The organism is Streptosporangium canum, assembly GCF_900113865.1.
Classification (GTDB): domain Bacteria; phylum Actinomycetota; class Actinomycetes; order Streptosporangiales; family Streptosporangiaceae; genus Streptosporangium; species Streptosporangium canum.
The window spans coordinates 1-23,051 of record NZ_FOQY01000038.1 but is presented as its reverse complement, the minus strand read 5'-3'; the positions used below and the strand labels follow the sequence as shown (position 1 = coordinate 23,051).

27 protein-coding genes are annotated in these 23,051 nt (G+C 71.7%); 16 read left to right on the top strand and 11 right to left on the bottom strand.

What is annotated here, in order from left to right; translation table 11 throughout:
• The first annotated feature begins 60 nt into the window (after window positions 1-60).
• Window positions 61-1,218 carry a PLP-dependent cysteine synthase family protein gene (locus BM085_RS35990; RefSeq protein WP_093891258.1) on the top strand — a complete coding sequence of 386 codons (1,158 nt, stop codon included), beginning with the start codon at window positions 61-63 and terminating at the stop codon, window positions 1,216-1,218.
• Window positions 1,215-2,504 carry an MFS transporter gene (locus tag BM085_RS35985; RefSeq protein ID WP_093891257.1) on the top strand — a complete coding sequence of 430 codons (1,290 nt, stop codon included), beginning with the start codon at window positions 1,215-1,217 and terminating at the stop codon, window positions 2,502-2,504. Before BM085_RS35990 ends, BM085_RS35985 begins: the two co-directional genes overlap by 4 nt.
• Before the next feature lie 157 nt (window positions 2,505-2,661).
• Here BM085_RS35985 and BM085_RS35980 read toward each other — a convergent pair whose 3' ends face one another.
• Entirely contained in the window at window positions 2,662-3,975 is a 1,314-nt protein-coding gene (locus BM085_RS35980; RefSeq protein ID WP_093891256.1) for an aminotransferase class V-fold PLP-dependent enzyme, read from the bottom strand.
• Window positions 3,976-4,362: 387 nt separating this feature from the next.
• Here BM085_RS35980 and BM085_RS35975 point away from each other — a divergent pair, with 387 nt between their 5' ends.
• The 4 genes from BM085_RS35975 (at window position 4,363) to BM085_RS35965 (ending at window position 6,576) form a co-directional block, all read left to right on the top strand.
• Complete coding sequence (locus tag BM085_RS35975; protein WP_093891255.1) at window positions 4,363-4,719, top strand: BlaI/MecI/CopY family transcriptional regulator; 357 nt, start codon at window positions 4,363-4,365, stop codon at window positions 4,717-4,719.
• Window positions 4,716-5,663, top strand: a complete 948-nt coding sequence (locus BM085_RS47060) for a M56 family metallopeptidase (RefSeq protein ID WP_093891254.1) — start codon at window positions 4,716-4,718, stop codon at window positions 5,661-5,663. Before BM085_RS35975 ends, BM085_RS47060 begins: the two co-directional genes overlap by 4 nt.
• 111 nt (window positions 5,664-5,774) lie before the next feature.
• On the top strand, window positions 5,775-5,921 hold the full coding sequence (locus BM085_RS44895) for a hypothetical protein (RefSeq protein ID WP_177245446.1): 147 nt from the start codon (window positions 5,775-5,777) through the stop codon (window positions 5,919-5,921).
• Between the two features lie 58 nt (window positions 5,922-5,979).
• Window positions 5,980-6,576 carry a copper resistance CopC family protein gene (locus tag BM085_RS35965; RefSeq protein ID WP_177245445.1) on the top strand — a complete coding sequence of 199 codons (597 nt, stop codon included), beginning with the start codon at window positions 5,980-5,982 and terminating at the stop codon, window positions 6,574-6,576.
• A 7-nt stretch (window positions 6,577-6,583) separates the two neighbouring features.
• Here BM085_RS35965 and BM085_RS35960 read toward each other — a convergent pair whose 3' ends face one another.
• The gene (locus BM085_RS35960) at window positions 6,584-7,228 is read right to left on the bottom strand and encodes a vitamin K epoxide reductase family protein (protein WP_093891252.1); all 645 of its coding nucleotides are present in this window, start codon (window positions 7,226-7,228) and stop codon (window positions 6,584-6,586) included.
• Window positions 7,225-7,899 carry a DsbA family protein gene (locus BM085_RS35955; protein WP_093891251.1) on the bottom strand — a complete coding sequence of 225 codons (675 nt, stop codon included), beginning with the start codon at window positions 7,897-7,899 and terminating at the stop codon, window positions 7,225-7,227. Before BM085_RS35955 ends, BM085_RS35960 begins: the two co-directional genes overlap by 4 nt.
• Before the next feature lie 350 nt (window positions 7,900-8,249).
• Here BM085_RS35955 and BM085_RS35950 point away from each other — a divergent pair, with 350 nt between their 5' ends.
• Window positions 8,250-8,993 (top strand): polyprenol monophosphomannose synthase, encoded by a 744-nt coding sequence (locus BM085_RS35950; protein ID WP_093891250.1) that lies wholly within the window; start codon window positions 8,250-8,252, stop codon window positions 8,991-8,993.
• Between the two features lie 139 nt (window positions 8,994-9,132).
• Here BM085_RS35950 and BM085_RS35945 read toward each other — a convergent pair whose 3' ends face one another.
• The gene (locus tag BM085_RS35945; protein WP_218158923.1) at window positions 9,133-9,651 is read right to left on the bottom strand and encodes a GNAT family N-acetyltransferase; all 519 of its coding nucleotides are present in this window, start codon (window positions 9,649-9,651) and stop codon (window positions 9,133-9,135) included.
• Window positions 9,652-10,404: 753 nt separating this feature from the next.
• Here BM085_RS35945 and BM085_RS35935 point away from each other — a divergent pair.
• From BM085_RS35935 to BM085_RS35915, 5 genes are all read left to right on the top strand, one after another.
• Window positions 10,405-10,875 (top strand): FluC/FEX family fluoride channel, encoded by a 471-nt coding sequence (locus BM085_RS35935; protein WP_218158922.1) that lies wholly within the window; start codon window positions 10,405-10,407, stop codon window positions 10,873-10,875.
• Window positions 10,875-11,219 carry a DUF190 domain-containing protein gene (locus BM085_RS35930; protein WP_093891248.1) on the top strand — a complete coding sequence of 115 codons (345 nt, stop codon included), beginning with the start codon at window positions 10,875-10,877 and terminating at the stop codon, window positions 11,217-11,219. The genes BM085_RS35935 and BM085_RS35930 overlap by 1 nt, the downstream gene beginning before the upstream one ends.
• Window positions 11,216-11,590, top strand: coding sequence for a fluoride efflux transporter CrcB (crcB, locus tag BM085_RS35925; protein WP_093891247.1), 375 nt, complete (start codon window positions 11,216-11,218; stop codon window positions 11,588-11,590). The genes BM085_RS35930 and crcB overlap by 4 nt, the downstream gene beginning before the upstream one ends.
• 124 nt (window positions 11,591-11,714) lie before the next feature.
• On the top strand, window positions 11,715-12,077 hold the full coding sequence (locus BM085_RS35920; RefSeq protein ID WP_093891305.1) for a YciI family protein: 363 nt from the start codon (window positions 11,715-11,717) through the stop codon (window positions 12,075-12,077).
• 2 nt (window positions 12,078-12,079) lie between these two features.
• Complete coding sequence (locus tag BM085_RS35915; RefSeq protein WP_218158926.1) at window positions 12,080-13,336, top strand: RNA polymerase sigma factor; 1,257 nt, start codon at window positions 12,080-12,082, stop codon at window positions 13,334-13,336.
• A 106-nt stretch (window positions 13,337-13,442) separates the two neighbouring features.
• Here the strand turns inward: BM085_RS35915 and BM085_RS35910 are convergent, their stop codons facing one another.
• The 5 genes from BM085_RS35910 to BM085_RS35890 are packed head-to-tail and all read right to left on the bottom strand — an operon-like array spanning window position 13,443 to window position 17,913.
• Window positions 13,443-14,048, bottom strand: a complete 606-nt coding sequence (locus BM085_RS35910; RefSeq protein ID WP_093891245.1) for an energy-coupling factor transporter transmembrane component T family protein — start codon at window positions 14,046-14,048, stop codon at window positions 13,443-13,445.
• Window positions 14,045-14,719, bottom strand: a complete 675-nt coding sequence (locus BM085_RS35905; protein WP_093891244.1) for an energy-coupling factor ABC transporter ATP-binding protein — start codon at window positions 14,717-14,719, stop codon at window positions 14,045-14,047. The genes BM085_RS35910 and BM085_RS35905 overlap by 4 nt, the downstream gene beginning before the upstream one ends.
• The gene (locus BM085_RS35900; protein WP_093891243.1) at window positions 14,720-15,874 is read right to left on the bottom strand and encodes a thiolase family protein; all 1,155 of its coding nucleotides are present in this window, start codon (window positions 15,872-15,874) and stop codon (window positions 14,720-14,722) included. It lies immediately after the preceding gene.
• A 1-nt stretch (window position 15,875) separates the two neighbouring features.
• Window positions 15,876-17,255, bottom strand: a complete 1,380-nt coding sequence (locus BM085_RS35895; RefSeq protein ID WP_093891242.1) for a class I adenylate-forming enzyme family protein — start codon at window positions 17,253-17,255, stop codon at window positions 15,876-15,878.
• 7 nt (window positions 17,256-17,262) lie between these two features.
• Window positions 17,263-17,913, bottom strand: a complete 651-nt coding sequence (locus BM085_RS35890) for a biotin transporter BioY (RefSeq protein ID WP_093891241.1) — start codon at window positions 17,911-17,913, stop codon at window positions 17,263-17,265.
• A gap of 326 nt (window positions 17,914-18,239) precedes the next feature.
• Between BM085_RS35890 and BM085_RS35885 the strand changes: the two genes are divergently transcribed.
• Complete coding sequence (locus BM085_RS35885; RefSeq protein WP_093891240.1) at window positions 18,240-19,199, top strand: alpha/beta hydrolase; 960 nt, start codon at window positions 18,240-18,242, stop codon at window positions 19,197-19,199.
• A 128-nt stretch (window positions 19,200-19,327) separates the two neighbouring features.
• Here the strand turns inward: BM085_RS35885 and BM085_RS35880 are convergent, their stop codons facing one another.
• On the bottom strand, window positions 19,328-19,549 hold the full coding sequence (locus BM085_RS35880) for a chitinase (RefSeq protein WP_245789900.1): 222 nt from the start codon (window positions 19,547-19,549) through the stop codon (window positions 19,328-19,330).
• A gap of 115 nt (window positions 19,550-19,664) precedes the next feature.
• Here BM085_RS35880 and BM085_RS35875 point away from each other — a divergent pair, with 115 nt between their 5' ends.
• Both BM085_RS35875 and BM085_RS35870 read left to right on the top strand, forming a co-directional pair.
• Entirely contained in the window at window positions 19,665-20,888 is a 1,224-nt protein-coding gene (locus tag BM085_RS35875; RefSeq protein WP_093891239.1) for an MFS transporter, read from the top strand.
• A 287-nt stretch (window positions 20,889-21,175) separates the two neighbouring features.
• On the top strand, window positions 21,176-22,093 hold the full coding sequence (locus BM085_RS35870) for a putative protein N(5)-glutamine methyltransferase (protein ID WP_093891238.1): 918 nt from the start codon (window positions 21,176-21,178) through the stop codon (window positions 22,091-22,093).
• Window positions 22,094-22,140: 47 nt separating this feature from the next.
• On the opposite strand, the gene BM085_RS35865 is transcribed toward BM085_RS35870, so the two are convergent.
• Entirely contained in the window at window positions 22,141-22,593 is a 453-nt protein-coding gene (locus BM085_RS35865; RefSeq protein WP_093891237.1) for a hypothetical protein, read from the bottom strand.
• Between the two features lie 96 nt (window positions 22,594-22,689).
• Here BM085_RS35865 and BM085_RS35860 point away from each other — a divergent pair.
• Window positions 22,690-23,051: response regulator transcription factor (locus BM085_RS35860; RefSeq protein ID WP_143120897.1), on the top strand; the 362-nt coding region annotated here is incomplete at its 3' end.

Here is a 23,051-nt window from a genome sequence, read left to right as displayed (position 1 = left end):
GCCGTCGCTTCCGCATGCCCAAAAGCGAGTCGACCACATCGCACCCACGGGGAACGGATCATGACATACATACTTAAATCAACGCAGACCACCACCCCTTCGCTCGGCCAGATGATTACCGGAAACACCTGCCACACCCCTGAACATGTGGTCGGCAACACACCGGTCCTATGGGTTCCGGAGATCGTCTCGGGACAGGACCGCGGCTTCTGGGCAAAGCTGGAGGGCAACAATCCGGGGGGGATCAAAGACCGCTCCGCGCTCTACATCGTGGAGCGGGCGCGCGATCGCGGCGAGCTGCGACCCGGCGCGCCCATCGTGGAGTCCACCAGCGGGACCTTCGGCCTGGGTCTGGCGCTGGCCGGCATCGTCTACGGGCACCCGGTGACACTGGTGACCGATCCGGGGATGGAGCCGCTGATGCGCCGCCTGCTGTCGGCCTACGGAGCCCGTGTCGTCATCGTCGCCGAGCCGCATCCGGTGGGCGGCTGGCAGCAGGCACGCCGAGAGCGGGTGCGCCGGCTGCTGGGCGAGCATCCCGACGCTTACTGCCCGGACCAGTACAACAACCCCGACAACGTCACCGCCTACGCGGGGCTGGCCGCCGAGCTGGCCGGCCAGCTCGGGCGGATCGATGTCCTGGTGTGCAGCGTGGGCACCGGCGGCCACAGCGCCGGCGTCTCCCGCGCGCTTCGCCGCTTCTACCCCGACCTACGGCTCGTCGGCGTCGACACGATCGGCTCGACGATCTTCGGCCAGCCCGCACGCTCCCGGCTCATGCGGGGCCTGGGCAGCAGCATCTATCCGCGCAACGTGGACTACGAGGCCTTCAACGAAGTCCATTGGGTCGCGCCGCCGGAAGCGGTATGGGCCTGCCGGCGCCTGGCGGCGCTTCGATACGCCACCGGCGGCTGGAGCGTCGGGGCGGTGGCTCTGGTGTCGTCCTGGGTGGCCCGCACGCTGCCCGGCCACACGCGGATAGCGGCGATCTTCCCCGATGGCCCGCACCGCTACTTCGACACGGTGTTCAACGACGACTACTGCGCCGCTCACGGCCTTCTCGGCTCGCCGGTGGCGACGGATCCAGAGGTGATCGACCATCCGGCGGAGCGTGAGCCGACCCGCTGGACGCGATGCGCGACCGTGGTCGACCCGGCCGGTATGCGACCCCCTGCCGTCGCCGAAGGAGCACGCGTCACCGAAAGGGCACGGCGGTGAAAAGCACGCTGGCCTTGGCGCGGTCCTTCGACCGGCCGGTGAAACTGCTGCTGGTCAACCAGCTCACCATCAACACCGGCTTCTACATGCTGATGCCCTACCTGGCAGGTCACCTGTCCGGCACGCTGGCGCTGCCGGCGGCGCTGGTCGGCCTCATCCTCGGCGTCCGCAACCTCAGCCAGCAGGGCATGTTCCTGGTCGGGGGCACCCTCGCCGATCGGCTCGGCTGCAAACCCATGATCGTCGCCGGATGCGGGTTGCGTACCGTCGCATTTCTGCTGCTGGCGGTGGCCGACTCCATCCCCGCCCTGGTGGTCGCCTCGGCGTTGACCGGATTCGCCGGGGCGCTGTTCAACCCCGCAGTGCGGGCCTATCTCGCCCAGGAGGCGGGCGAGCGCAAAATCGAGGCGTTCGCGGCGTTCAACGCCTTCTACCAGCTCGGCATCCTGATCGGGCCCCTCATCGGCCTGGTGCTCAACGGTATAGCCTTCAAGCTCGTCTGCCTCACCGCGGGACTGATGTTCGCCGCCCTGACGATCGCCCAGACGCGGGCCCTGCCGGCACAGGCCAAGGAGCAGGGGCGAAGGCAGGGGCAGGAAAAGCGCGGAGTGCTCCTCGACTGGCGCGAGGCGATCACCAACCGTCCCTTCCTGCTGTTCTCCCTGGCCATGATCGGCTCCTACGTGCTGAACTTCCAGGTCTATCTCGGCCTGCCGCTGGAGGTCCGCCGGGTGACGGCCGGCGAGCTCGGCGTCACCCTCATCTTCGTGGTCTCCGGCCTCATGACCATCGCCGGCCAGGCACGGGTGACGGCGTGGGCGTCCCGGCGATGGCGCCCACCCCAGGCCATCACCTGGGGACTCGGGCTGATGGGACTGTCCTTCACCCCACTCGCGCTGGCCGCGCCTCTGGCGGGCGCGGCCGCTACCCCGGTCGACGGGATCGCCCACGCGCTTGTGCTGCTGCCGGTCCTCGGTACGGCGGTGCTGCTCAGCCTGGCCACCATGATCATCTACCCGTTCGAGATGGCGACCATCGTCACCGTCGGCGGTCAGCGCATGGTGGCTACCTACTACGGGCTCTACAGCACCCTGGCCGGCATCGGCATCGCCGCAGGCAACCTGCTGTCGGGCTGGGCGCTGGACCTCGGCGGAGCGGTGGGCCTGCCGAGCCTGCCCTGGGTGGCCCTGGTCTTGATCGGCCTAGGATGCGCGGCAGCCGTACGCGCCCTGGACCGATCAGGACGCCTGGCGGCCTCACCCGAGACGGCGCCGGCGGCGGCGTAGGCCTTGCATGGACTCCCGGCCGGTACGGGGTCGGCCGCCGGCCGGGAATCCATCCGGATCGAGCCGCGATCCGAGCCCGGGCGCAGACCGGCGACCCATGTCGTTCCGCTCCTGACCTCGGAGATCGTCGCAAATGAGGGCCCGGTTGCCCGATTCCTCAGCCGCGCATCCGTGAAGTGAGATCGCGCAATGCCGCGGCGAGCAGGTCGACGTCGTCACGCGAGGTGAACAGCGCCGGAGTCACCCGGACGCAGTCGCCCCTGGCAGGCCCGCCCCGGCGCACGGTGAAGATCCGGTGCCGGTCGAGCAGGTCTTTGGCGATCGCGACGTTGTCGGCCTCCGAGGTGCGCCCGGTGATCCGGAACGCGGTCATGGTCCCGTACATGGCGGGGTCCTCGGGGGTGAGGATCTCCAGATCGGGCAGGTCGCGCACCTGGTGGACCCAGCGGTCGCGCAGGAAACGCAGGCGTGACTGCTTGACCGGGCCGCCGAGGACCTCGTGGAAGTCCAGGGCGGTGCCCACCGTGAGGATGGGCGCGACGTCCATGGTGCCGGAGTGGACCCGCGAGCGGATGTCGTCGCCGGGGTAGGTCTCGTCGGCGAAGGCGGCGTCGATGTCGGCCAGGCGGCCGGCGCGGATGTAGAGGAACCCCGATCCCAGCGGCGCTCCCATCCACTTGTGCAGGGAGAAGAAGGCGAAGTCCGCCCCGAGGTCACCGATGGTGAAGTCGAGCTGCCCCCAGGAGTGGGCGGCGTCGACGATGACGTCGACGCCTCTGTCGCGGGCCATCGCGGTGATCTCCCGGACCGGCAGGACGAGTCCGGTGCGGTTGTTCATGTGGCTGAGCAGGAGCAGCTTGACCTTCGGGCGGTCGCGCAGCGCCTGGGCGTAGGCGTCCAGTACGGCCTGCCGGGTCGCCGGCTCGGGGACGACCATCCGTTCGACGCTCACGCCGCGGCGCTCACGCAGCCAGTTCATGGCGTAGCGTGCGCTGTGATAGTCGAGGTCGGCGTACATCACCGCGTCGCCGGGGCGCAGCCGGTTGTAGCCGCCGATCAGGTTCTGCAGGGCTTCGGTGCCGCCGCGGGTCAGGGCGATCTCCTGCGGCGATGCGCCCAGGACGGTGGCGACGCGCTCCCTGATCCGGTCTGCCTCGGCCTTGTAGGAGGTGCGCAGCAGGTGGGAGTTCAGCTCGTTGAGACGGTCGACGTTGCGGTGGTAGGCCAGGCGCACCGGCTCGGGCATGATCCCGTAGTAGCCGTTCTCCAGGTTGACGAAGTCCGGGCTGACCCGGTATTGCCGGGCGACGGTACGCCAGAAGCCCTCGTCCCCGGCGAGCTGGTCGGGTGTGCGACCGGGGGGAACGGCCGGCGGCTCGGGAGCCGGTGATCGCGAGGGTGGCGGTTTCGGGGCAAGGGAGGTGGCCAGCGCACCGAGCCCAGCGACCATCGCACGCCTCGACAGGGTCATTGAGCCTCTCCCCAGGGATCAGCGAGAGTCCGTGACACAGCGGAGCCTCACATGTTGTAGTGATCGAGTTCCAGTGTGCGGGGACTCGGCCTCCGGGGGACGCATCCGTGCTGTTCAGGCGTGGCGTGGCGAATACCGGGCAGCGAGCGATCGGGTTGACGGTGCGTCTGGGCCGGGGGCGGGCGCGGATGACGGGCCTGTCACGGGGCGGTTGCGTGGTGGAGTGCCTGGCCCGCTGCGCGGCCGAAACCGGTGCGCTCGGCGGTGTCGCCGGGCCGGCCACGGCCTGTCAACGGGCGCTCTTTCTCTGTTTGACGGCCGGAGCGATGACAGCCTGTAACCTTCTACTCTCGATAGAGCCAGGCGAATACGGAGGAGGCGGAACGCGTGCGGCTCGGCAATCTGGAACGCTCGATCATGGAAGCCCTGTGGAACCGTCCCGAGGGGGCGCTCGCCCAGGACCTGGCCGGCGCTCTGCCGTCGCGACCCGCGGTCACCACCGTCCTGACCGTGCTGGTACGGCTCTCGCACAAGGGCATGGTGACCAGGGAACGCCTGGGCCGGGCACATCTCTACAGGGCCGCGGCCACCAAGGACTCCTTCGTCGCCGAGACCATGAGGGCCGCCCTCGACGAAGCGGGTGATCTCGAAGCGGCGGTGAACCGTTTCGTCGGCACGGTGTCGCCCGAAGTGGCCGCGGCCCTCCGGGACGCGCTCGCGGGGCGGGACGGATCCGTTCCGTGATCCTCTGGCTGATCGTCGCGGGGATCTCCTTGACGCCCGTCGTGTTCGGAGGGCCGGTGGCCGGACGCCTGGCCGCCGCCCGGTGGACGCGCCGCTGTCCCCGTGCCGCACTGGTGCTCTGGCAGGCCATCGGCCTGTCGGGCGGGCTGGGAGCGGTCGGAGTGGGCCTGGTGGCCGCGGTCGCGCCGCTGGCCGCGCTCTTCCCGCACGGCATGCACACCCTGCTCCAGCAGCTCGCGGCGGGACACGGGCTGAGCGGGCTCGGTCCCGCGCATGTCGCCGCCCTGGGATGGTCGATCGGCCTGATCGTGTGGCTGTCCGTCCACACGATCAGGATCACCGTCAAGACCGTCGCCGAGCAGCGGCGGCAGCGCCTGCTGGTGGACGTGGTCGCCGACCACTCCTCCCACCACGACGCCTACGTCCTGCCGAGTGGAGAGCGCGTGGCGTACTGCGTGCCGGGACGGCGTGCCCGCATCGTGCTGAGCCAGGGCACACTGGACCTGCTGGGCCCGCAGGAACTGCAGGCCGTGCTCGGGCACGAGCGCGCGCACGCGCGAGGCCGCCATGACCTCGTCCTGCTGCCGTTCATAGCGCTGGAGCGAGCCTTTCCCCGGCTGCCCGTCGCCCGGACGGCCCGCGGGGTCGTGCCGGTGCTGCTGGAGATGCTGGCAGACGACCAGGCCCGCCGCGCCCACGGCGAGCTGACGCTGGCCCGCGCCCTGGTGCGGATGGCCACTCCCGCGGCCGGCCCGGCGCAGGCGGGCACGCTCGCCCTGGCGGACAAGGCGGTCGTCCACCGGGTGGAGCGACTCCTCGACCAGCGAGACAGGCGGTCGTGCTGGGCGCCCGCCGCGGCCTACTCGACAGCCGGCCTCCTGCTCAGCGGACCTCTCACCGTGCTGGTGGCGCCCCTGCTCTGCATCACCGTCTGGCCCGTCTGACGGGGAAGCGCACTGTGACGACCTCCTGGGCTCGGAGGCCGGGCGGCCGTAGTCTTCGTTCGACATAATGTAGAAGTTTGGAAGTGTCCACGCCGTCCGCGAGGTAGCCCCATGTTGGAAATCGTGTCCGCGCTCCTTCCGCCCTTGGTGGTCGGAGGCGCATTCGTGACAGGAATCGTCTGGCTACTGCGGAGTGAGGCGCGGGCCAAGGCCTCTGAAGGCGCCGAACAGATCGAGCGCGATGCGCCGCGCGAGTAAAGATCACATGCCCGTTCGAAGTGCCGCGGCTGTCCGACGACGGAAAAGAGTCAGCTCCATGTCCCTCCGCAGGGTAGCGATCCTGCTCATCGCGGTCGTGGCTGCCATGTGGCCCATGACGGCAGCTCAGGCACACGACATTCTGAAGTCGAGCAATCCGGCGAAGGACGCCGAGGTCTCCGATCTCAGTGAAGTCGTCCTGGAGTTCAACAACGCCGTGAAGTTCCCCAAGGTCGTCGTGCTGAACGCCGCGGAGGAACAGTTCCAGTCAGGCGAGGCCGGCTTCCGGGGCAAGAAGGTCGTTCAGCGACTCTCCGGCGCGTTGCCGCCCGGCAAGTACACGATCGGCTACCGGGTCGTCTCCTCCGACGGCCATCCCCGCACCGGCGAGATCCCTTTCACGGTGACCCCCTCCTCCACGCCCACCCCGACTCCCGGTCCGGCCGCTGCCGAAGAGCCGGATACACCGGCACCGAGTCCGCGGACGCCGAGTGCCCTGCCGGTTGCGCCGACGTCGACTCCGCAGGCGAACGAGGACAGCCCTCCGGTGAGCGGTGGATCGCCTCTGCTCACCTATCTCGTCATCGGACTCGGAGTCGTCGTCGCCGGGTTCGGCGTCGTGCTGGCCGGCCGCCGCCGACGTTCCGGCGGTTGACCGGTCTTCAGATCAGCGTGATCCAGTAGTACCAGAAGCGCCGCAGAATCAGGCCGACGATCGCGAGCATCCAGAGCGTGAGAACGACCGTGTGATACCGGGCCGCCCAGAAGGCGGCCCGGCGGGCGCTCCCGGGCAGCGGGATCCGTCCGGCTTCCAGGTTGGCGAGCGTGACGTACCAGAAGACAGGGATCGTCACGGCCCACACCACCATGCAGTAAGGGCACAGGGCGCCGATGCGGTAAAGGCTCTGGAAGATCAGCCAGTGGACGAAGACGACGCCCGCGACGGTGCCGACCTGCAGGCCGTACCAGAACCACTTCCGGAAACGGGCCCCCGCCAGCAGTGCCATACCCACTGTCGTCACCACGCAGAACGCCGCGATGCCGATGAGCGGATTGGGGAAGCCGAAGACGGAGGCCTGCTCGGTCTTCATGACCGAGCCGCAGCTCAGGATCGGATTGATGCTGCAGCTGGGGACGTAGCCGGGATCGGCCGCCAGGCGGAGCCGTTCGATCACGAGCGCGAACGCCGCCAGGACGCCGAGGCCACCGCCGATCGCGAGGATGAACGGCAGCGATCTGGTGACGATCGGCCGTGTCGCGTCAGCCTCGGCGGCTGCTCCGGGCCGATCGGCCTGCACCGTGGTCACGATGCGAGCGCTGCGTCGATCTTGGCCTTCAGGTTCTCGTAGCTGGGCTCTCCGTCCAGCAAGGCGCCGTTGAAGAAGACCGTCGGTGTGCCCTGGATGCCAAGAGCGAACCCGTCATCCTGGTCCTTCTTCACCCGTTCGGCGGTCTCGGGCGCCTTGAGATCCTTCCGGAAGGCGGCCATGTCGAGACCTGTCTGCTTGGCCAGGTTGAGGAAGAACTCCTCCTTGGACTCGGAGGCCTCGCCCCACTGGCTCTGGGTCTGGAACAACGTGGCGTACATGGCCTCGAACTTGTCCTGCTTGCCGGCCGCCTCAGCGACCCGTGCCGCGAGCTCGCCGTTACGGTGACCGGGAAGGGGGAAGTAGCGGACCACGAAATTGATCTTCCCGTCGTACTCGGCGCGGATACGCTCCATGTGCGGGAAGGCCGCCCCGCAGGACTCGCATTCGAAGTCCAGGAACTCCACCAAAGTGACCTTGTCGTCGGCCGCGGTGGACAGCTTGTGGCTGTCTGCGCGCACGAGATACTCCGCGGGGACGGGCTGCCCCGACGCCGTGTCGACCACCGGCTCCGTGACGCTCCCCTCGGGGCGGCCGAACAGCACGATCGCTGCGATCACTGCGGCCATACCCGCAGCGATGATCAGCGTTATCTTCAGATTCGTCGTCATATTTTGCTCTCACATGATGGTTCGCGAAGCATCCCTGCCTCTATCTTCTACCAGATGTAGAAGATAGAGGCGGCGAACGAAGGTGAGCTCGCCGGGGGTTCGCCGGCGCTGTTGATCACCAGCGAGGTCAGGAGCGCCGACCACGCCTGAGCACACGGAGGCGCTCGCCCCGGCCGCCGGACGACCACCGCGAGGCCGCCGGCGTCTCGGACGAGACCGGCACCTGCCCTACCGGCCGCTAGCATGGGATGCTTTGCCGCTTCCGGTGTTCGAGATCACTGGACGGGAACGCCGCGACTCCTGCGGCAAGAACATCCGACCATCGAGCCCGGAAGGCCCTGACCTCGAACATGGCCCCTGTCACCGTCGTGATCCCCACGTTCAACGAGGTGGACAATCTTCCACTGATCGCGGAGGCGCTGCTCGCGTTGCCGCTTGACGGTCTGCGGCTCCTGGTCGTCGACGACAATTCCCCGGACGGCACGGGCAAGGTGGCAGACGGACTGGCCGCCGCGCATCCCGGCCGGGTCGGCGTGGTGCACCGGCCAGGCAGGGAAGGGCTCGGGCGCGCCTACGTCGAAGGCCTGAAGGCCGCGATCTCGGACGGAGCGGAGTTCGTGGTGCAGATGGACGCCGACTTCTCGCATCCCGTCGACGCCGTTCCGCGCCTGCTCGGGACCGCGCAGGCGACAGGGGCGGCGTGCGTGATCGGCAGCCGGTACGTGCCGGGCGGGACGCTGGCCGCCGAGTGGAGCCGGTGGCGACGGGCCCTGTCGGCCTGGGCGAACTTCTACGTCCGCACCATCCTGCGCGTCAGGCTGCGGGATGTGACCGCCGGGTTCAAGATCTGGCGGGCCGAAAGCCTCGCCGCGCTGGACCTCGGGGAGATCTCCTCGGGCGGCTACAGCTTCCAGGTGGAGATGCACTACCGGGCGACCAGGGCGGGGATGACGATCGTCGAGATCCCCATCCACTTCTCCGACCGCCGGGCGGGCAGCTCGAAGATGAGCCTGCGGGTGCAGCTGGAGTCGGCGCTGATGCCGTGGCGGCTGAGATTCAGTAGCAGGGGGCGGGCGCGCGGAAACCGCGGGTGAGGGATCCGGGGGAGGGGATGGAACGATCGGCGGCGCAGGCGGGGGTGTTTCCCGCGCAGTGTGGCGTGACCGGCCGTTCCGTTCCCGAGAGGCTTTCCGTGCCCGGGCATCGGCCTGGTGCGGCGGGCCGGGCGCAAGCTCAGGCGAGCCGCTTGTAGTAGAAACTGCAGTCTTCGGGGGAGCCGGCCGGGTCGACGGCGTAGCCGGGGACGATGCCGTAGCGGGTCCAGCCGGCGGCGCGGTAGAGGTGGTCGGCGGCGCTGCCGGTCACGGTGTCCAGGAGCAGGAGGGTGGCTCCGGCTCGGGCGGCGGCCTGCTCGGCGGTGGCGAGGAGCGCGCGGGCCAGGCCCCGGCCGCGAGCGTCGCGGTGGACCATGAGCTTGACGATCTCGGCGCGATGCCGGCCGTTGGGCTTGCGCTCCAGGGCCAGGCTGACGGTGCCGGCGATGCCGCCGGGCCCGCGGGCGACCCAGACGGCGAGGCTGCCGTCGGACACGGCGGGCTGCTGGGTGTGCCACCAGGCCGCCGCCCCGTCCTGGTCGAAGGGGAGCAGGAAACCGAGGGAGGAGCCGTCGGCGACGACGTCGGCGAGGAGGTCGGCCAGGCTCTTCACGCTGTCGTGGAAGTCGTCGGCGGCCAGGCGGGTGATGGTGTGCAACGTGAGATTCCTTGTCATGTGCGGGAGGGGCCGCCGTCTCGGCCATCAGCAGCAGATCCAGCTGTTCCACGGTCCTGTCGGTCAGGGCGTGCAGGAAGGCGCGGATGCGGGCGGTCGCCTCGGCGCCGGGCCCGAGTGGTGGCGGACCCTCGATGAAGGCCGCCTGGAACTCGCGCTCCCGCTCGTCGATGAGTGCGTAGGCCAGCCCCGAGCGGTCGCCGAAGCGGCGGTACAGCGTGCCGACGCCGACTCCCGCGGCGGTGGCCACCTCCGCCATGGACAGCCCCTCGACGCCGTGGGTGGCGACGATCCCGGCGGCGGCGGTGAGGATCTTCACCCGGTTGCGCGCCGCGTCGGCCCGCTCGCGTCGCGGGCTTGTGATGCCGTTCACGATCACAGGGTACTGGACGGCTTGCAAACGGAATCAGTTCCGTTTTAAGGGAGGCATCATGACACGCAGGGTCGCGCTCGTCACCGGGGGAGCCGTGGGATCGGCGCCGCCATCGCCGTGCGGCTGGCCGATCCGGCGTCCGCGAGGGCGTGCGGGGCGTCGGGCCGGCGTCGCGTTAAGCTGTGGGGTGTGAGGGCGCCGCGCCACTGGGCGGAGCCCGCGGCGGTGGGGCCCGCCGTGCCCGAACCGCGGTGTTCCGCTGCCGTCAACGGTCCCTACCCGTGACAGCACACGCCCGTCTTCGCGGGCGCACGCCACGTGTGGGGAGAGACATGCGTTCGGATCAGGTGAGGTTCGCGGCAGTGACCGAGCCCGTCGACCCCGATGTCGAGCTCGCCGACGCGCGTCGGCGGGGCGGACTGCGCCGATCACACTACGGTGTGCTCGCGATGGTCGCCGCGGGCGGCTCGATCGGCGCGGGAGCCCGCTACGGTGCGGCCCTGCTGTGGCCGACCGCGGCCGGCTCCTTTCCGTGGACCACGCTGGGCGTCAACGCCTCCGGCTGCCTGGTCATCGGGATCCTCCTGGTGGCCTTGACCGAGGTGTGGACGGCTCCGGCCTGGGTGAGGCCGTTCTTCGCCACCGGCGTGCTGGGCGGATACACCACCTTCTCCACCTACTGCCTGGAGATCGAACGCCTGGTGGCCGCCGGCCGGCCCGAGGCGGCGCTGGGCTACCTGGCGGCGACGCTCCTGGCGGCCCTGGTCGCGGTGACGGCCGGGGCGTGGACCACCCGCCGGCTGCTGGTGAGCAAGACGGCAAGGAGGGCGTGATGACTCTGTCCGGACGGGCCCTGCGGCTGACGGTCTTCGTCGACGACACCGACACCTGGCACCACCGCCCCATGTACACCGAGATCGTGCACCGCGTGCACGCCGCCGGGCTGGCCGGGGCGTCGGTCTTCCGCGGCATGGAGGGGTTCGGCGCCACCCAGGTCGTGCACACCACCCGGCTGCTGTCGATGGCCGACGACCTGCCGGTGGCCGTCGTCGTCGTCGACACCGAAGAGCGGATCCGCGCGTTCCTGCCCCAGCTGGACGACCTGCTCATCGAGGGGCTGGCCGTCCTGGACGAGGTCGAGGTCGTTCACTACCGAGGCCGGCGGGTGGCGGGGTGAACTGGCTGCTGGTGCTGCTCGGCGGCGCGATCGGCGCGCCGTTGCGTTATCTGACCGACCGGGCCGTGCAGGCCCGCCACGACACGGTCTTCCCCTGGGGCACCTTCACCGTCAACGTGGTCGGCGCGATGATCCTGGGTGTGCTGGCCGGGGCGGTGCTGGCCGGAGCGGTGGGCAACGCCGCGCAGCTGCTGCTGGGCACCGGACTGTGCGGGGCGCTGACCACGTACTCGACGTTCTCGTATGAGACGCTGCGGCTGGCCGAGACCGGCGCGCTGTTCCTCGCCGTGGCCAACGTCGCCGCCTCGGTCGTCGCCGGTCTGGGCGCGGTGTTCATCGGCCTCACGCTCGCCCAGGCCGTTTTCGGATGAGACGTCCGCCGGGCCGCCGAAGAAAGCCGAAGAAAGCCGTCGCCGGATGTAGAGGACCCGCCTCCCGCTCCGACTGATGGGTGACAGCGCGCCCGCGGGGCGCGCGGAACCGAGGGAGACCGAGATGAAGTACGTAGCGATGATCTACGGTAACCAGGCCAAGTGGGACTCCTTCCCGGCTGAGGCGTGGCCGGAGGCCCTCGCCCGGCAGGAGGCGTTCAACGAGAAGTACCGGCAGACCGGGGAACTGCTGGGCGCCTACGGCCTGGCGGACGCGGCCGCCGCCATGCTCGTACGGCGCAAGGACGGGGCCCCGGCGGTCACCGACGGGCCGTACCTGGAGACCAAGGAGTATCTCGCCAGCTTCTACCTGCTGGACTGCGAGAGTGAGGAGCGCGCGCAGCGGATCGCGGCGGACATGCCCTTCGCCGACGTGGAGCCGGTCGAGCTGTGGCCGATCCTGCACGAGTCCGCGGCGGACCTGTGAGTGTGGATCGGAGCGCCGAGGACCTGCTGCGCGAGCTGGCGCCGCAGGTCCTCGGCGCGCTGGTCCGCCGCTACGGCGTCTTCGACGCCTGTGAGGACGCCGTCCAGGAGGCGCTGCTCGCCGCCGCGCTCCAGTGGCCGGCCGAGGGGACGCCGGACAACCCCAGGGGCTGGCTGGTCACCGTCGCCTCGCGCAAGCTGGTGGACCAGGTACGCAGCGAACAGGCGAGGCGGCGGCGCGAGGACCGCATCGCCCTGGGCACCCCGCAGGCGGAGCTGCTCAGTCACGCCGCCGACGCCGGACCGGGCACGGATCGCGACGACTCCCTGGAGCTGCTGTTGCTCTGCTGCCATCCGGCGCTGTCCGACCCCAGCCGGATCGCGCTGACGCTGCGCGCCGTCGGCGGCCTGACCACAGCCCAGATCGCCGCGGCGTTCCTGGTGCCGGAGGCGACGATGGCCCAGCGCATCAGCCGGGCCAAGCAGACCGTCAAGGCCTCCGGCACGCCGCTGCGCATGCCGGAGTCGGCCGGCCAGGCCGGTCAGGCCGAACGGCTGGACGCGGTGCTGCACGTGCTGTACCTGATCTTCAACGAGGGGTACACCACCACGGGCGGCGCCGACCTGACCGCGCCGGCGCTGTCGGCCGAGGCGATCCGGCTCACCCGGCTGCTGCACCGGCTGCTGCCCGACGACGGCGAGGTGGCGGGACTGCTCGCGTTGATGCTGCTCACCGACGCGCGCCGGCCCGCGCGCACCGGGCCCGGAGGCGACCTGGTGCCGCTGGCCGAGCAGGACCGCGGTCAGTGGGATCGCCGGCTCGTCACCGAGGGAATCGACCTGATCAGCCGGACCCTGCCCCGGGGGCAGGCCGGCCCGTACCAGTTGCAGGCGGCCATCGCCGCCGTCCACGCCGAGGCCGAGCACGTCGACGCCACCGACTGGCCGCAGATCCTCGTGCTGTACGGGCTGCTGGAGCGGATCGCGCCGAACCCGATGGTCACCCTCAACCGCGTGGTCGCCGTCGCCATGGTGCACGGCCCCGCCGCCGGCCTGGACCTGCTCGCCACGCTGGAGTCCGACAGGCGGCTGGCACGTCACCACCGCCTGCTCGCGACCCGCGCCCACCTCCTGGAACTGCTCGGCGAGCACGGCGCCGCCGCGGACGCCTACCGCGACGCCGCCCGGCGCACCACCAGCGCACCGGAACGGCGCCACCTCACCTCCCGTGCGGCACGGCTCGTACCCGAGCGGAACTGAGACGCCCCGGAAGGTCTCTCCACGACCGGCCACACGAGGCACCGGGAAACCGCCGCCGGACAGAACCCGGGCCGTCGCGGGCCGGGCCAGGCCGGACCGGTCGTCGTCAGTCGTCCAGGCCGCGGGCGCTGAGCGCCTCGCCCAGCGCGTCCGCGTGCCGCAGTACGCTCACCACCAGCGGGACGGCGAAGGCCCGTACGCTCCGCTCCACCCCCCTGGCGCGCTGGGCCTCCCGGACCCGGGAGGCCAGCTCGGCGACCACCGGCACGCTGCGCAGGGTGAGGGAGAGCAGCAGTGACAGGCGGAACGGGTCCAGGCCCACGAGCCTGGCGGGGGCCAGGCGGCGTTCCAGGCAGGCCATCATGGCGGCGGTGCGCGTCGTGAGGGTGACCAGCCCGGCCAGGGCGACGGCGAGCACGACGCGGAGCGTCGAGGACACCGCGCCGGGCAGGTCCACGAACAGCAACTGCATGCCGAACAGGGCCACGGCGAACCAGCGGACGGGCCGGATCTGCGCCCAGGCCGCGGCGCCGCCCACCCCGGAGACGGCGTACAGCAGCGCCACGACGGCCGCGGCGCCCGCCAGCGCCACGGGTGAGCGCAGCAGCAGGAGCCCCGTGCACGAGGCGGCGAGCCCGGCGAGCTTGGCCCCGGCGGGGAGACGGTGCAGGAGCGAGCCGCCCGGCACGTAGGCTCCGGTGAGCCCGCTCACGACATGATCTTCCGGTAGTGGCCGATCGCCGCCTCCGGCTCGGCGTCGGCGACGATCCGCCCCCGGTCCAGCACCAGCACGCGGTCGAAGTCCTCCAGCAGCGCCAGATCGTGGCTGACCACCACCACCTGCTGCGACAGGCCCCGCAGCAGGTCGGCGACCTGGCGGGAGTGGCGCAGGTCCAGCAGCGTCGTCGGCTCGTCCATGACCAGGATGTCGGGTTCGAGCACCATGACCGAGCAGAGGGCGAGCAACTGCTTCTGGCCCCCGGACAGGTGGTGCGCGGGATGGTCGGCGTGCTCCCGCAGGCCGTACCGGGCCAGCGCCTCCTGGACGCGGTGCTCGACCTCCTCACGTGGCAGCCCCTTGCGCCGCAGGGAGAAGGCCACGTCCTCGGCCACGGTCGGCATCACGATCTGCGCGTCGGGGTCGGTGAACAGGAACCCGACCCTGCGCCTGATCCGGGCGGCGTGGCGGCGGGTGTCGAGCCCGAGGACGGTGACGCCGCCCGAGGACGGCCGGGCCAGGCCGTTGATCAGGCGGGCGAACGTGCTCTTGCCGGAGCCGTTGGCGCCGATCACGCCCACGCGGCGTTCCGGCAGCGAGACCGTTATGCCGCGCAGCACGTCGCGCTGCCCGAGCCGCACGTGGACGTCGGCCAACTCGATCACTCACACCACCTCGAACAGGGCGGCGACCCCGAGGCCGCCGCCGACCGCGGCCGTCGCCAGGCCCAGCGTCCCCGCCGGCGCGTCCGAGCGTACGAGCCTGCTGAACAGCCTGGTGACCACCACGGCGCCGGTGGCGCCCCACGGATGGCCGAGGGCGAGCGCGCCGCCGTCGGCGCAGACCCGGTCCCTGTCGGCGCCCAGGGGATCGAGGCCGAGCGCGTCGGTCACCGCGAGCACCTGCGCCGCGAACGCCTCCACGATCTCCACCGCCGCCACGCGCTCCAGGTCCGCGCCCGCGCGCCGCAGCACGCGCCGTACGGCGAGCACCGGCCCCCATCCGGGAAGCTCGGGGTCGCAGCCGACGACGGCCCCGGCCCGCAGCCGCAGTCCGGGCAGGCCCGCGGCCGCCCGCAGCCGTTCCGGGACGATGGCGACGGCCGCCGCGCCGTCGCTGACCGGGGAGGAGTTGCCGGCGGTCACCGTGCCTGCGGGCACGAACGCCGCGGGCAGCCGTGACAGCGACTCCATCCGCAGGGCACGCGGCCGCTGGTCGGCCACCCGGCCGCCGACCGCGACGATCTCCTGCTCGAACCTGCCCGCCTCCCGCGCGGCCAGCGCCTTGGCGTGGCTCTGGCAGGCGTAGGCGTCCTGACGCTCCCGGCTCACGCCGCGCGCCGCGGCGAGCGCCTCCGCGGCGGGGCCCATGTCCGGGTCCGGGTGACCGGCGGGGACGAACGGCGCCCGCTCGTAAGGCACCGCCGCCTCGCCCGCGAGCCCGCGGTGGGCCCGGAGCGGCGCGGTGGAGGCGCTCTCGGCCCCTCCGGCGATGACGAGGTCCATCTCCCCGCCGCCGACGGCCTGGCCCGCCAGCAGGATCGCGGCGAGACCGCTGCCGCACTGCCGGTCCACCGTGACGCCCGGAACGCCGTGTCCCATCCCGGCGGCCAGCGCCGAGACGCGTGCGACGTTCCCTCCGGGACCCGTGCAGTTGCCGAGCACCACGTCCTCGACCGGGACGCCGAGGTGCGCGACCTCACGGGCGACCGCCCCGATGACGGGGGCGGCGAGCCGGTCGACCGTCAACGACCTGAACGCGTGCGCGGCGGTGCCGATGGGGGTGCGGCGGGCCGCCACGACGACCGGTTGCTCGCGCACGTCAGGCCAGCCGCCGGAAACCGGGGTCGCCGTCGGCCAGGCGGGCGGCGAGCAGGCCGCGCGCCGGCTTGCCCGCGGGGGTGCGGGGCAGGCTCTGGACGGCGTACCAGCGCCGCGGCCGCTGCGCCGCGTCCAGCCCGCCGCGCGCCATCGCCTCCAGCGCCGCCCGCGGCGGCGGGGACGCGCCCTCCGCCTCGAGGATCGCGGTGACCACGGAGCCCAGGTGCGGGTGCGGCGAGCCGACCACCACGATGTCGCCGACTCCCGGCAGCCTCCTGAGGACCTCCTCGACGTCCTCGGGCACGACGGTGGCGCCACCGGTCTGTATCGCGCCGTCACCGCGGCCGCGCAACCGCAGCACCTCGCCGGGCCGGTACGGCTCCGCCACGTCGCCGACGGTCGTCCAGCCGTCGCCGTCCCGCCGCAGCGGACCCGTCGCGCCGGCCAGGTAGCCCTCCGACAGCCAGGGCGAGCGCACCCACACCTCTCCCAGCGCCTGCCCCGGCGGCACCCGCACCTCGATCTCCACACGGGGAAAGGGCCGCAACCCCGAGCCGTCGGCGTCCACCGCGACGAAGGACAGCTCGGTGGCGCCGTAGTAGGACACGACGCGCACGCCCGCGTCCGCCGCCAGGGCGCGCGACTCGACCGGCAGCGCGGCGCCGCCGATCACCGCCGTCCGCAGCGGGCCCCCGATCTCGCGCAGGCTCTCCAGTACGGCGGGCAGGTGGTGCGGCACCAGGTGGACCACGGTGGACCGCCGCAGGTGGGCGGCCAGCGACGCGGAGGGCCGGCGCCCCGGCACGACGGCCGTCGCGCCGATCGCCAGGGCGTGTACGGCCGCGAAGCCGTACAGGGAGGAGACCAGCGGGCCGGGGACCAGCACGACGTCGTCCGGGCCGATCCCGGCGAGGTCGTCCAGATACGGGAACGACGCCGTCCAGGAGGCGCGGGTGCGGACCACGGCGCGGGGCCTGCCGGTGCTGCCGGAGCTGAAGCAGGCCCACGCCCGGTCCGCCGGTGAGGCGCCGGACCGTACCGGCGGTCCCTCCGCGGCGGGCGGCGGCACGACGATGCGGGCGTCCACGGGGACCGCGTCCATGACCCGCGCCCGCTGCTCCCGGTCCCAGGCGGGGTCGCACACCAGCGGTGTGGCGCCCACCAGGTCGGCGGCCAGCACGGCGACGAGCAGGGCCACCGGATCGGCCAGGCTGATCGCGGCCAGCGCGCCGCGGCCGATCCCCCGGGCGGACAGGTGCCGTGCGGCACCGTTGATCTCGGTCGCGAGCCCGGCGTAACTCAGATCGCCTCCCGGACCGCTCAGCGCGAGGTGGCGCGGACGGTCGGAGGCGTGTCGCATCACCTGCGCGGCTACCGGCATGGGCGGGTCAACGCTCCCCGGAGACCCGGAGCCGCTCGGTGTGCACGGCGGGAACCGCGTCGGGGTAGGCCCGCTGCGTGCCCCTCACCACGATGGACGCGAGCACCGCCTTGATCACGTCGCCGATCAGGAAGGCGGAGCTGAGCAGTGCGGCCTTGCCCAGCGGGAGTCCGGTGAGCGCCGCCTGCACGGGGACGCCGAAGAGGTAGACCACTGCGACGCCGCCGGCCAGGCAGGCGGCCAGCAGCCGGACGATGCCCGGCGACCGGCCGCCGCGCTCGACGATCCAGCCGGTTACGGCCGCGCCGGGGAGCCAGCCGATCAGGAATCCGGCCGAGGGTCCGGCGAAGACGCCCAGGCCGCCGCGGCCGCCGGCCAGCAGGGGCAGGCCCGCGGCGACGAGCACGAGCAGGACCGCGATGGCGAGAGCGGCCCGCCGGGCGCCCAGGATCGCTCCGGCGAGCATGACGCCGAAGGTCTGCAGCGTGATCGGCACCGCGTTGCCCAAGACATTCAGCGCACCCGGCAGGCCGAGCGCGGCGATCAGCGCGGCGAACACGCTGATCCGCGCCAGATCCCCCGTGGGGAACCTGCGGCCTGGCAAGGAGCCTGCGGCCTCTCCGGGCTCTGGCAATGCCTTCCCTTCATCATCTGTCATGGAGTCGATCTCACACCAGGACGCTCCGGTTCGCGCATGGGGGATCCCACAACATTCTGCATGATCGTATGGGGGGCGGATACGTGGCCACCGTACGCGCACTGCCCGTATGCGTGGTCCGGAGGGGGCGGCCCTCGGGGGAATCGGCTGGCCAAAAAAGCGCCAAGCGTCCGTCTCTGGGAGCTTCTGGTGGTTGATATAGGGGATTACGCGGATTGAGATGAGTGCGACCATTTTTGCTCTTTGCGGCGCAGCGGGTGTCCCGCCAGACGGTCGTGCTGTCCCATGCCCGTCGATCCAACGACACGACTCGGAGCCGAAAACCCATGGCAGAAAACAAGGTGGTCCTGGAGCCGGCAGCCCAGAAGTTCGCCGACGCCAACTCCAGGGAACCGTTCATCTACCAGCTCCCGCCGGAGCAGGGCCGCCAGGTCCTGGAGGATCTCCAGTCCGACAAGAGCGTCCCCAAGCCCGACGTCACCGAAGAGTGGATCGAGGTCGAGGGCGGCCCCACGGGCACCGTGCCGGTGCGCGTCGTCAAGCCGGCCGGCGCCGCGGGCACACTGCCGGTGATCTTCTACATCCACGGGGCCGGCTGGGTCTTCGGCAGCGCCAACACCCACGACCGCCTGGTGCGCGAGCTGGCGGTCGGCTCGGACGCGGCGGTGGTGTTCCCCGAATACGACCGTTCGCCCGAGGCCAGGTATCCGACCGCGATCGAGCAGAACTACGCCGCCGCCCAGTGGGTGACGCGGCACGGGGCGGAGAAGGGCCTGGACGCCTCACGGATGGCGGTGGCCGGTGACTCGGTCGGCGGCAACATGGCGGCCGTCCTGACCCTGATGGCCAAGGAGCGCGGCGACGTGAACCTGGTCCACCAGGTGCTGTTCTACCCGGTCACCGACGCCGACTTCGACACCGGGTCCTACCGGCAGTTCGCCACGGGGTACTACCTCAACCGCGACGGCATGAAGTGGTTCTGGGACCAGTACACCACCGATCCCGGACAGCGCACGGAGATCTACGCCTCGCCGCTGCGTGCGACCGTCGACCAGCTCAGGGGGCTGCCGCCGGCGCTGATCCTCAACGGTCAGGCCGATGTGCTGCGCGACGAGGGGGAGGCCTACGCCGCCAAGCTCCGTGAGGCCGGTGTCGAGGTCACCGCCGTACGGCTGGCGGGCATGGTCCACGACTTCGCCATGATCGACCTGCTGCGCGACACCAACGCCAACAGGGCCGCCATGGAGCTGGCCACCACCGCCCTGCACAAGGCCCTGCACGCCTGACCGGGCGGCCCGGGCCGCCCGGCACCGGTCCGAGGGGCGCGGCCGGCCGCGCCCCTCGACGCGGTCGGCCGGCCGCGCCCCTCCTCGTCACGCCGGGCCGCGGGGCGGGGGCACGTGCCGCCGCGCTGTCAGCAGCCCAGGTTGTCGCCCGGAGCGACCCTGAGGATCTGGGCGAACCTCTGGTAGGCGTTGATCCGGCTCTGGACCTGCCGGGGGTTGCCGCCGTCGCACTCCAGGCGGCCGTTGATGCTGCGGATCGTCTCACCGAAGCCCGCGCCGTTGACGATGGCGTTGTGCGAGGTCATCGTGCCGGGACCGTTCTGGGTCATCCAGTACCAGACGCCGGTCACGCGGTCATCGGCGATGTCGGGGCCGGGCGTGCCCGGTGGTCCCGGATCGCGGGGCTCGTTGGTGAGGTCCTAAACCCGCCGGTCCTCCGGCCGCGGCAACTGCTGGACTGGGCGCGTGCCCACAGCAACCACCACCTCCGCCACCCCTGCCGCGCCGACACGATCACCGCTGATCGGCTGGCTGGCCGTCATATCGGTGATGATGGGGATCTTCTCGATCGTCACCGCCGAGATCCTGCCGATCGGCCTGCTGACGTCCATCGGGTCCAGTTTCGACGTCTCCGACGGCGCCGCGGGCCTGATGATGACGATGCCCGGCATCCTGGCCGCGATCGCCGCCCCGGTGGTCACCGTCGCGACCGGACGCCTCGACCGGCGCCTGATGCTGTGCGCCCTGATGCTCCTGCTGGCCGTCGCGGACTTCCTGGCGGCCGCCGCGCCGTCCTACTGGGTCATGGTGATCTCCCGGATCCTGGTCGGGCTGGTCATCGGTGGTTTCTGGTCGATCGGCGCCGGCCTCGCCGTACGGCTGGTGCGGCCGGAGCGGGTCGGCACGGCGACCGCGGTGATCTTCTCCGCCGTCCCCCTGGGATCCGTTCTCGGGGTACCCGCGGGCACCCTCATCGGGCATCTCGCGGGCTGGCGCGAGGCCTTCGTCATCATGGGCGTGATGACGGTGGGGGTGTTCCTCGCGCTGGTCGTGCTGGTGCCACCGCTGCCCGCCGTCCAGGCGACCCGGTTGAAGGTCCTCGGCGACCTGTTCCGCAGCACCGGTGTCCGCATCGGACTTGTCCTGACTTTTCTCATAGTGACAGCTCATTTTGGGACCTACACCTACGTGACTCCTTTCCTGCAGCAGGTCACCCAGGTGAGCCCCGGCCTGATCACCACGTTCCTGCTCGTGTACGGCGTGGCCGGAATCGCCGGCAACTTCATCGCGGGCGCGACGGTGACACGCAACCTGCGGGCCACGTTCATCGTCGGCGGCTGCATGCTCGCCGGCGCGACCTTGCTCCTTCCGGTCCTCGGCAGGGGACATGCCGGTGCGATCGTGCTGCTCATCGTGTGGGGGCTGGCCTACGGCGCCGTCCCGGTCTGCTCGCAGACCTGGTTCGTCACCTCGGCCCCGCACGCGACGGAGGCGGCCTCCATCCTCTTCACCTCCTCCTTCCAGGCCACCATCGCCCTCGGAGCCCTGCTCGGGGGTGTCGTGGTGGACGCCGCCTCCCCGTCGGCCGTCATGGTGCTCGGCGGTGCGGTCGCGGTCCTCATGGTGCTGACGGCCGCCGCCGCCCGAGCCGTACCCGCAGCGGCGTCACCGCGTCCGGACACGAGGTAGGCGAGGGTCCTGCGGGCGCGGTGCCGTAGGACAGCCGAACACGGAGGCGCGCTCCGGCGCTCCTCCCGGACCGCCGCGGGGCGCGCCGGCCCCCGTCGTGTTCGGTAGGACCCGGAGTCGCGCGCCGCAGCCCGGCTCAGGTAGTGTTACCGGCTCCAGCAGTGAACGTATCGAGGAGGTGGGATCCATTACCGCTGTATCAGGTCGGGTGCTCCCATCTCGCGACCGTGCGGTCCATCCGGCATAGGTGACCGCGGGAGCGCCCACAGGCATCCCGAAAGGCTCTCATGTCGGTTCCCCCGTCGCCCCTGTCTCGATCCGTCGCCTCCCCCGAGCCCCTGTCTCGATCCGTCATCGTCACCGCGCTCCGGGCCGCCGGCTGTGTCTTCGCCGAGGACGAGGCGCAGTTGCTCATCTCCACGGCACAGACCCCGGCCGACCTCGCCGCCATGGTGGACCGGCGAGTGGCGGGCCTGCCCCTCGAACACGTCCTCGGCTGGGCGGAGTTCTGCGGCCTGCGGATAACCGTGGACCCCGGGGTCTTCGTGCCCCGCCGCCGCACCGAGTTCCTCGCCCGCCAGGCCGTCGCCCTCGCCCGCCAGGTCGCAGCCGCCGCCGCCCCCGCCGCCCCCGCCGGCCAGGCCGATCAGGCCGATCAGGCCGTCCGTGTCCGGCCGCGGACCGTCGTCGTCGACCTGTGCTGCGGTTCGGGCGCGGTGGGCGCCGCGCTGGTCGCGGCCCTGGACCGGGTCGAGCTGCACGCCGTCGACATAGGCCCCGCCGAGGTGCGGTGCGCCCATCGCAACGTCGCCGCCGCCGGCGGTCGGGTGTACGAAGGCGACCTCTACGAGCCGCTCCCCGCCACGCTGCGAGGCCGCGTCGACGTCCTGGTCGCCAGCGCGCCCTACGTACCCACCGAGGCGATCGACCTGCTGCCCCCCGAGGCCCGCATACACGAGCCGCGGGTGGCGCTCGACGGTGGCGCGGACGGGCTTGACGTCGTACGGCGGGTGATAGCCGAGGCGCCGCTGTGGCTGGCGCCGACCGGATGCCTGCTGGTCGAGATGAGCGAGCGCCAGGCGCCGCAGGCCCTCGAAACCGTCGCCCGCGCCGGACTGATCCCACGGGTGGCCAGTTTCGACGAGCTGAACGCAACCGTCGTCATCGGCACCAGGCCCGCTCTCCAGCGTGGATCGGGCGGCTGATCCGTCCTGCGGACGGGGCCGGACCGCCGGCGTGCGCAGTCGCGCCGTCAGTCCTCGTCGTTCTCGGTCACGGAACGGACAGTGGCGGCGGGTTTCCCGGAGGGGCAGGTCAGACTGATGGCGGCCTTGCGGTCGTCCGACTCGAAGACCACGGAGGCGGTGGAGGCGGGACCGCGCTCGACCTCGTCGACGCCGTATCCGGGGGCGGGACTCCAGGACAGCAGGAGGGCCCGGCCGGCGTCGCAGGCGGCGGTCACCGACCCTTCGGCGTAGGAGAAGTTGCCGGTCTCCGCGGACGGCCCGGCCGAGGCGGCGGGCGCGATGGCCGGTCCCGCGGAGGTGGTGGTCAGGGCCCGCTCGACCTCCTCCAGCGTCATGGAGCGGACGGCCTGCCCGGTGATGTCGGTGCCGATCAGGGACACCGCCCAGGTGCCGGTGGCCGTGGTGAGGACGGCGGCCGCGAGCCAGCCACCCAGGCCCAGGAGCGCACGCCGGCGCATCGATCGACCACCCTTCGCTGTCCTTTACGATTCATGGGGGAGTTTTCTACCTTTGCCAGCATTATTATCCAGTTCAAGAGAGGCTGGCGCGTTGCCGTGGCACAGTTGCTCCTCGTCGAGGACGACGCCCAGGTCAGGTCCGCGCTGACCCGCGCGCTCACCGAACGCGGGCATGCCGTCACGTCCGCTTGCGCGGGCATGCCGGGGCTGACGCGGGCACTGGAGGACCGGCCCGACCTGGTCGTGCTCGATCTGGGCCTGCCCGACCTCGACGGCTGCGAGGTACTGCGCATGCTACGCGCCGTCAGCGCCGTCCCGGTCATCGTGGCGACCGCGCGCGACGACGAGCCGGAGATCGTCCGGGCGCTGGACGCCGGAGCCGACGACTACGTCGTCAAGCCGTTCAGCGCGGCCCATCTGGACGCCCGGATCCGGGCCGTGCTGCGCCGGGGCAGGGA

Coding starts and splice junctions, on each gene's coding strand:
- BM085_RS35990 (WP_093891258.1), top strand. CDS start 61: ATGACATACATACTTAAATCAACGCAGACCACCACCCCTTCGCTCGGC.
- BM085_RS35930 (WP_093891248.1), top strand. CDS start 10,875: ATGACTCTGTCCGGACGGGCCCTGCGGCTGACGGTCTTCGTCGACGAC.
- BM085_RS44895 (WP_177245446.1), top strand. CDS start 5,775: ATGTTGGAAATCGTGTCCGCGCTCCTTCCGCCCTTGGTGGTCGGAGGC.
- BM085_RS35965 (WP_177245445.1), top strand. CDS start 5,980: ATGTCCCTCCGCAGGGTAGCGATCCTGCTCATCGCGGTCGTGGCTGCC.
- BM085_RS35895 (WP_093891242.1), bottom strand. CDS start 17,255: ATGCCGGTAGCCGCGCAGGTGATGCGACACGCCTCCGACCGTCCGCGC.
- BM085_RS35950 (WP_093891250.1), top strand. CDS start 8,250: ATGGCCCCTGTCACCGTCGTGATCCCCACGTTCAACGAGGTGGACAAT.
- BM085_RS35980 (WP_093891256.1), bottom strand. CDS start 3,975: ATGACCCTGTCGAGGCGTGCGATGGTCGCTGGGCTCGGTGCGCTGGCC.
- BM085_RS35870 (WP_093891238.1), top strand. CDS start 21,176: ATGTCGGTTCCCCCGTCGCCCCTGTCTCGATCCGTCGCCTCCCCCGAG.
- BM085_RS35920 (WP_093891305.1), top strand. CDS start 11,715: ATGAAGTACGTAGCGATGATCTACGGTAACCAGGCCAAGTGGGACTCC.
- BM085_RS35885 (WP_093891240.1), top strand. CDS start 18,240: ATGGCAGAAAACAAGGTGGTCCTGGAGCCGGCAGCCCAGAAGTTCGCC.
- BM085_RS35890 (WP_093891241.1), bottom strand. CDS start 17,913: ATGACAGATGATGAAGGGAAGGCATTGCCAGAGCCCGGAGAGGCCGCA.
- BM085_RS35865 (WP_093891237.1), bottom strand. CDS start 22,593: ATGCGCCGGCGTGCGCTCCTGGGCCTGGGTGGCTGGCTCGCGGCCGCC.
- BM085_RS35955 (WP_093891251.1), bottom strand. CDS start 7,899: ATGACGACGAATCTGAAGATAACGCTGATCATCGCTGCGGGTATGGCC.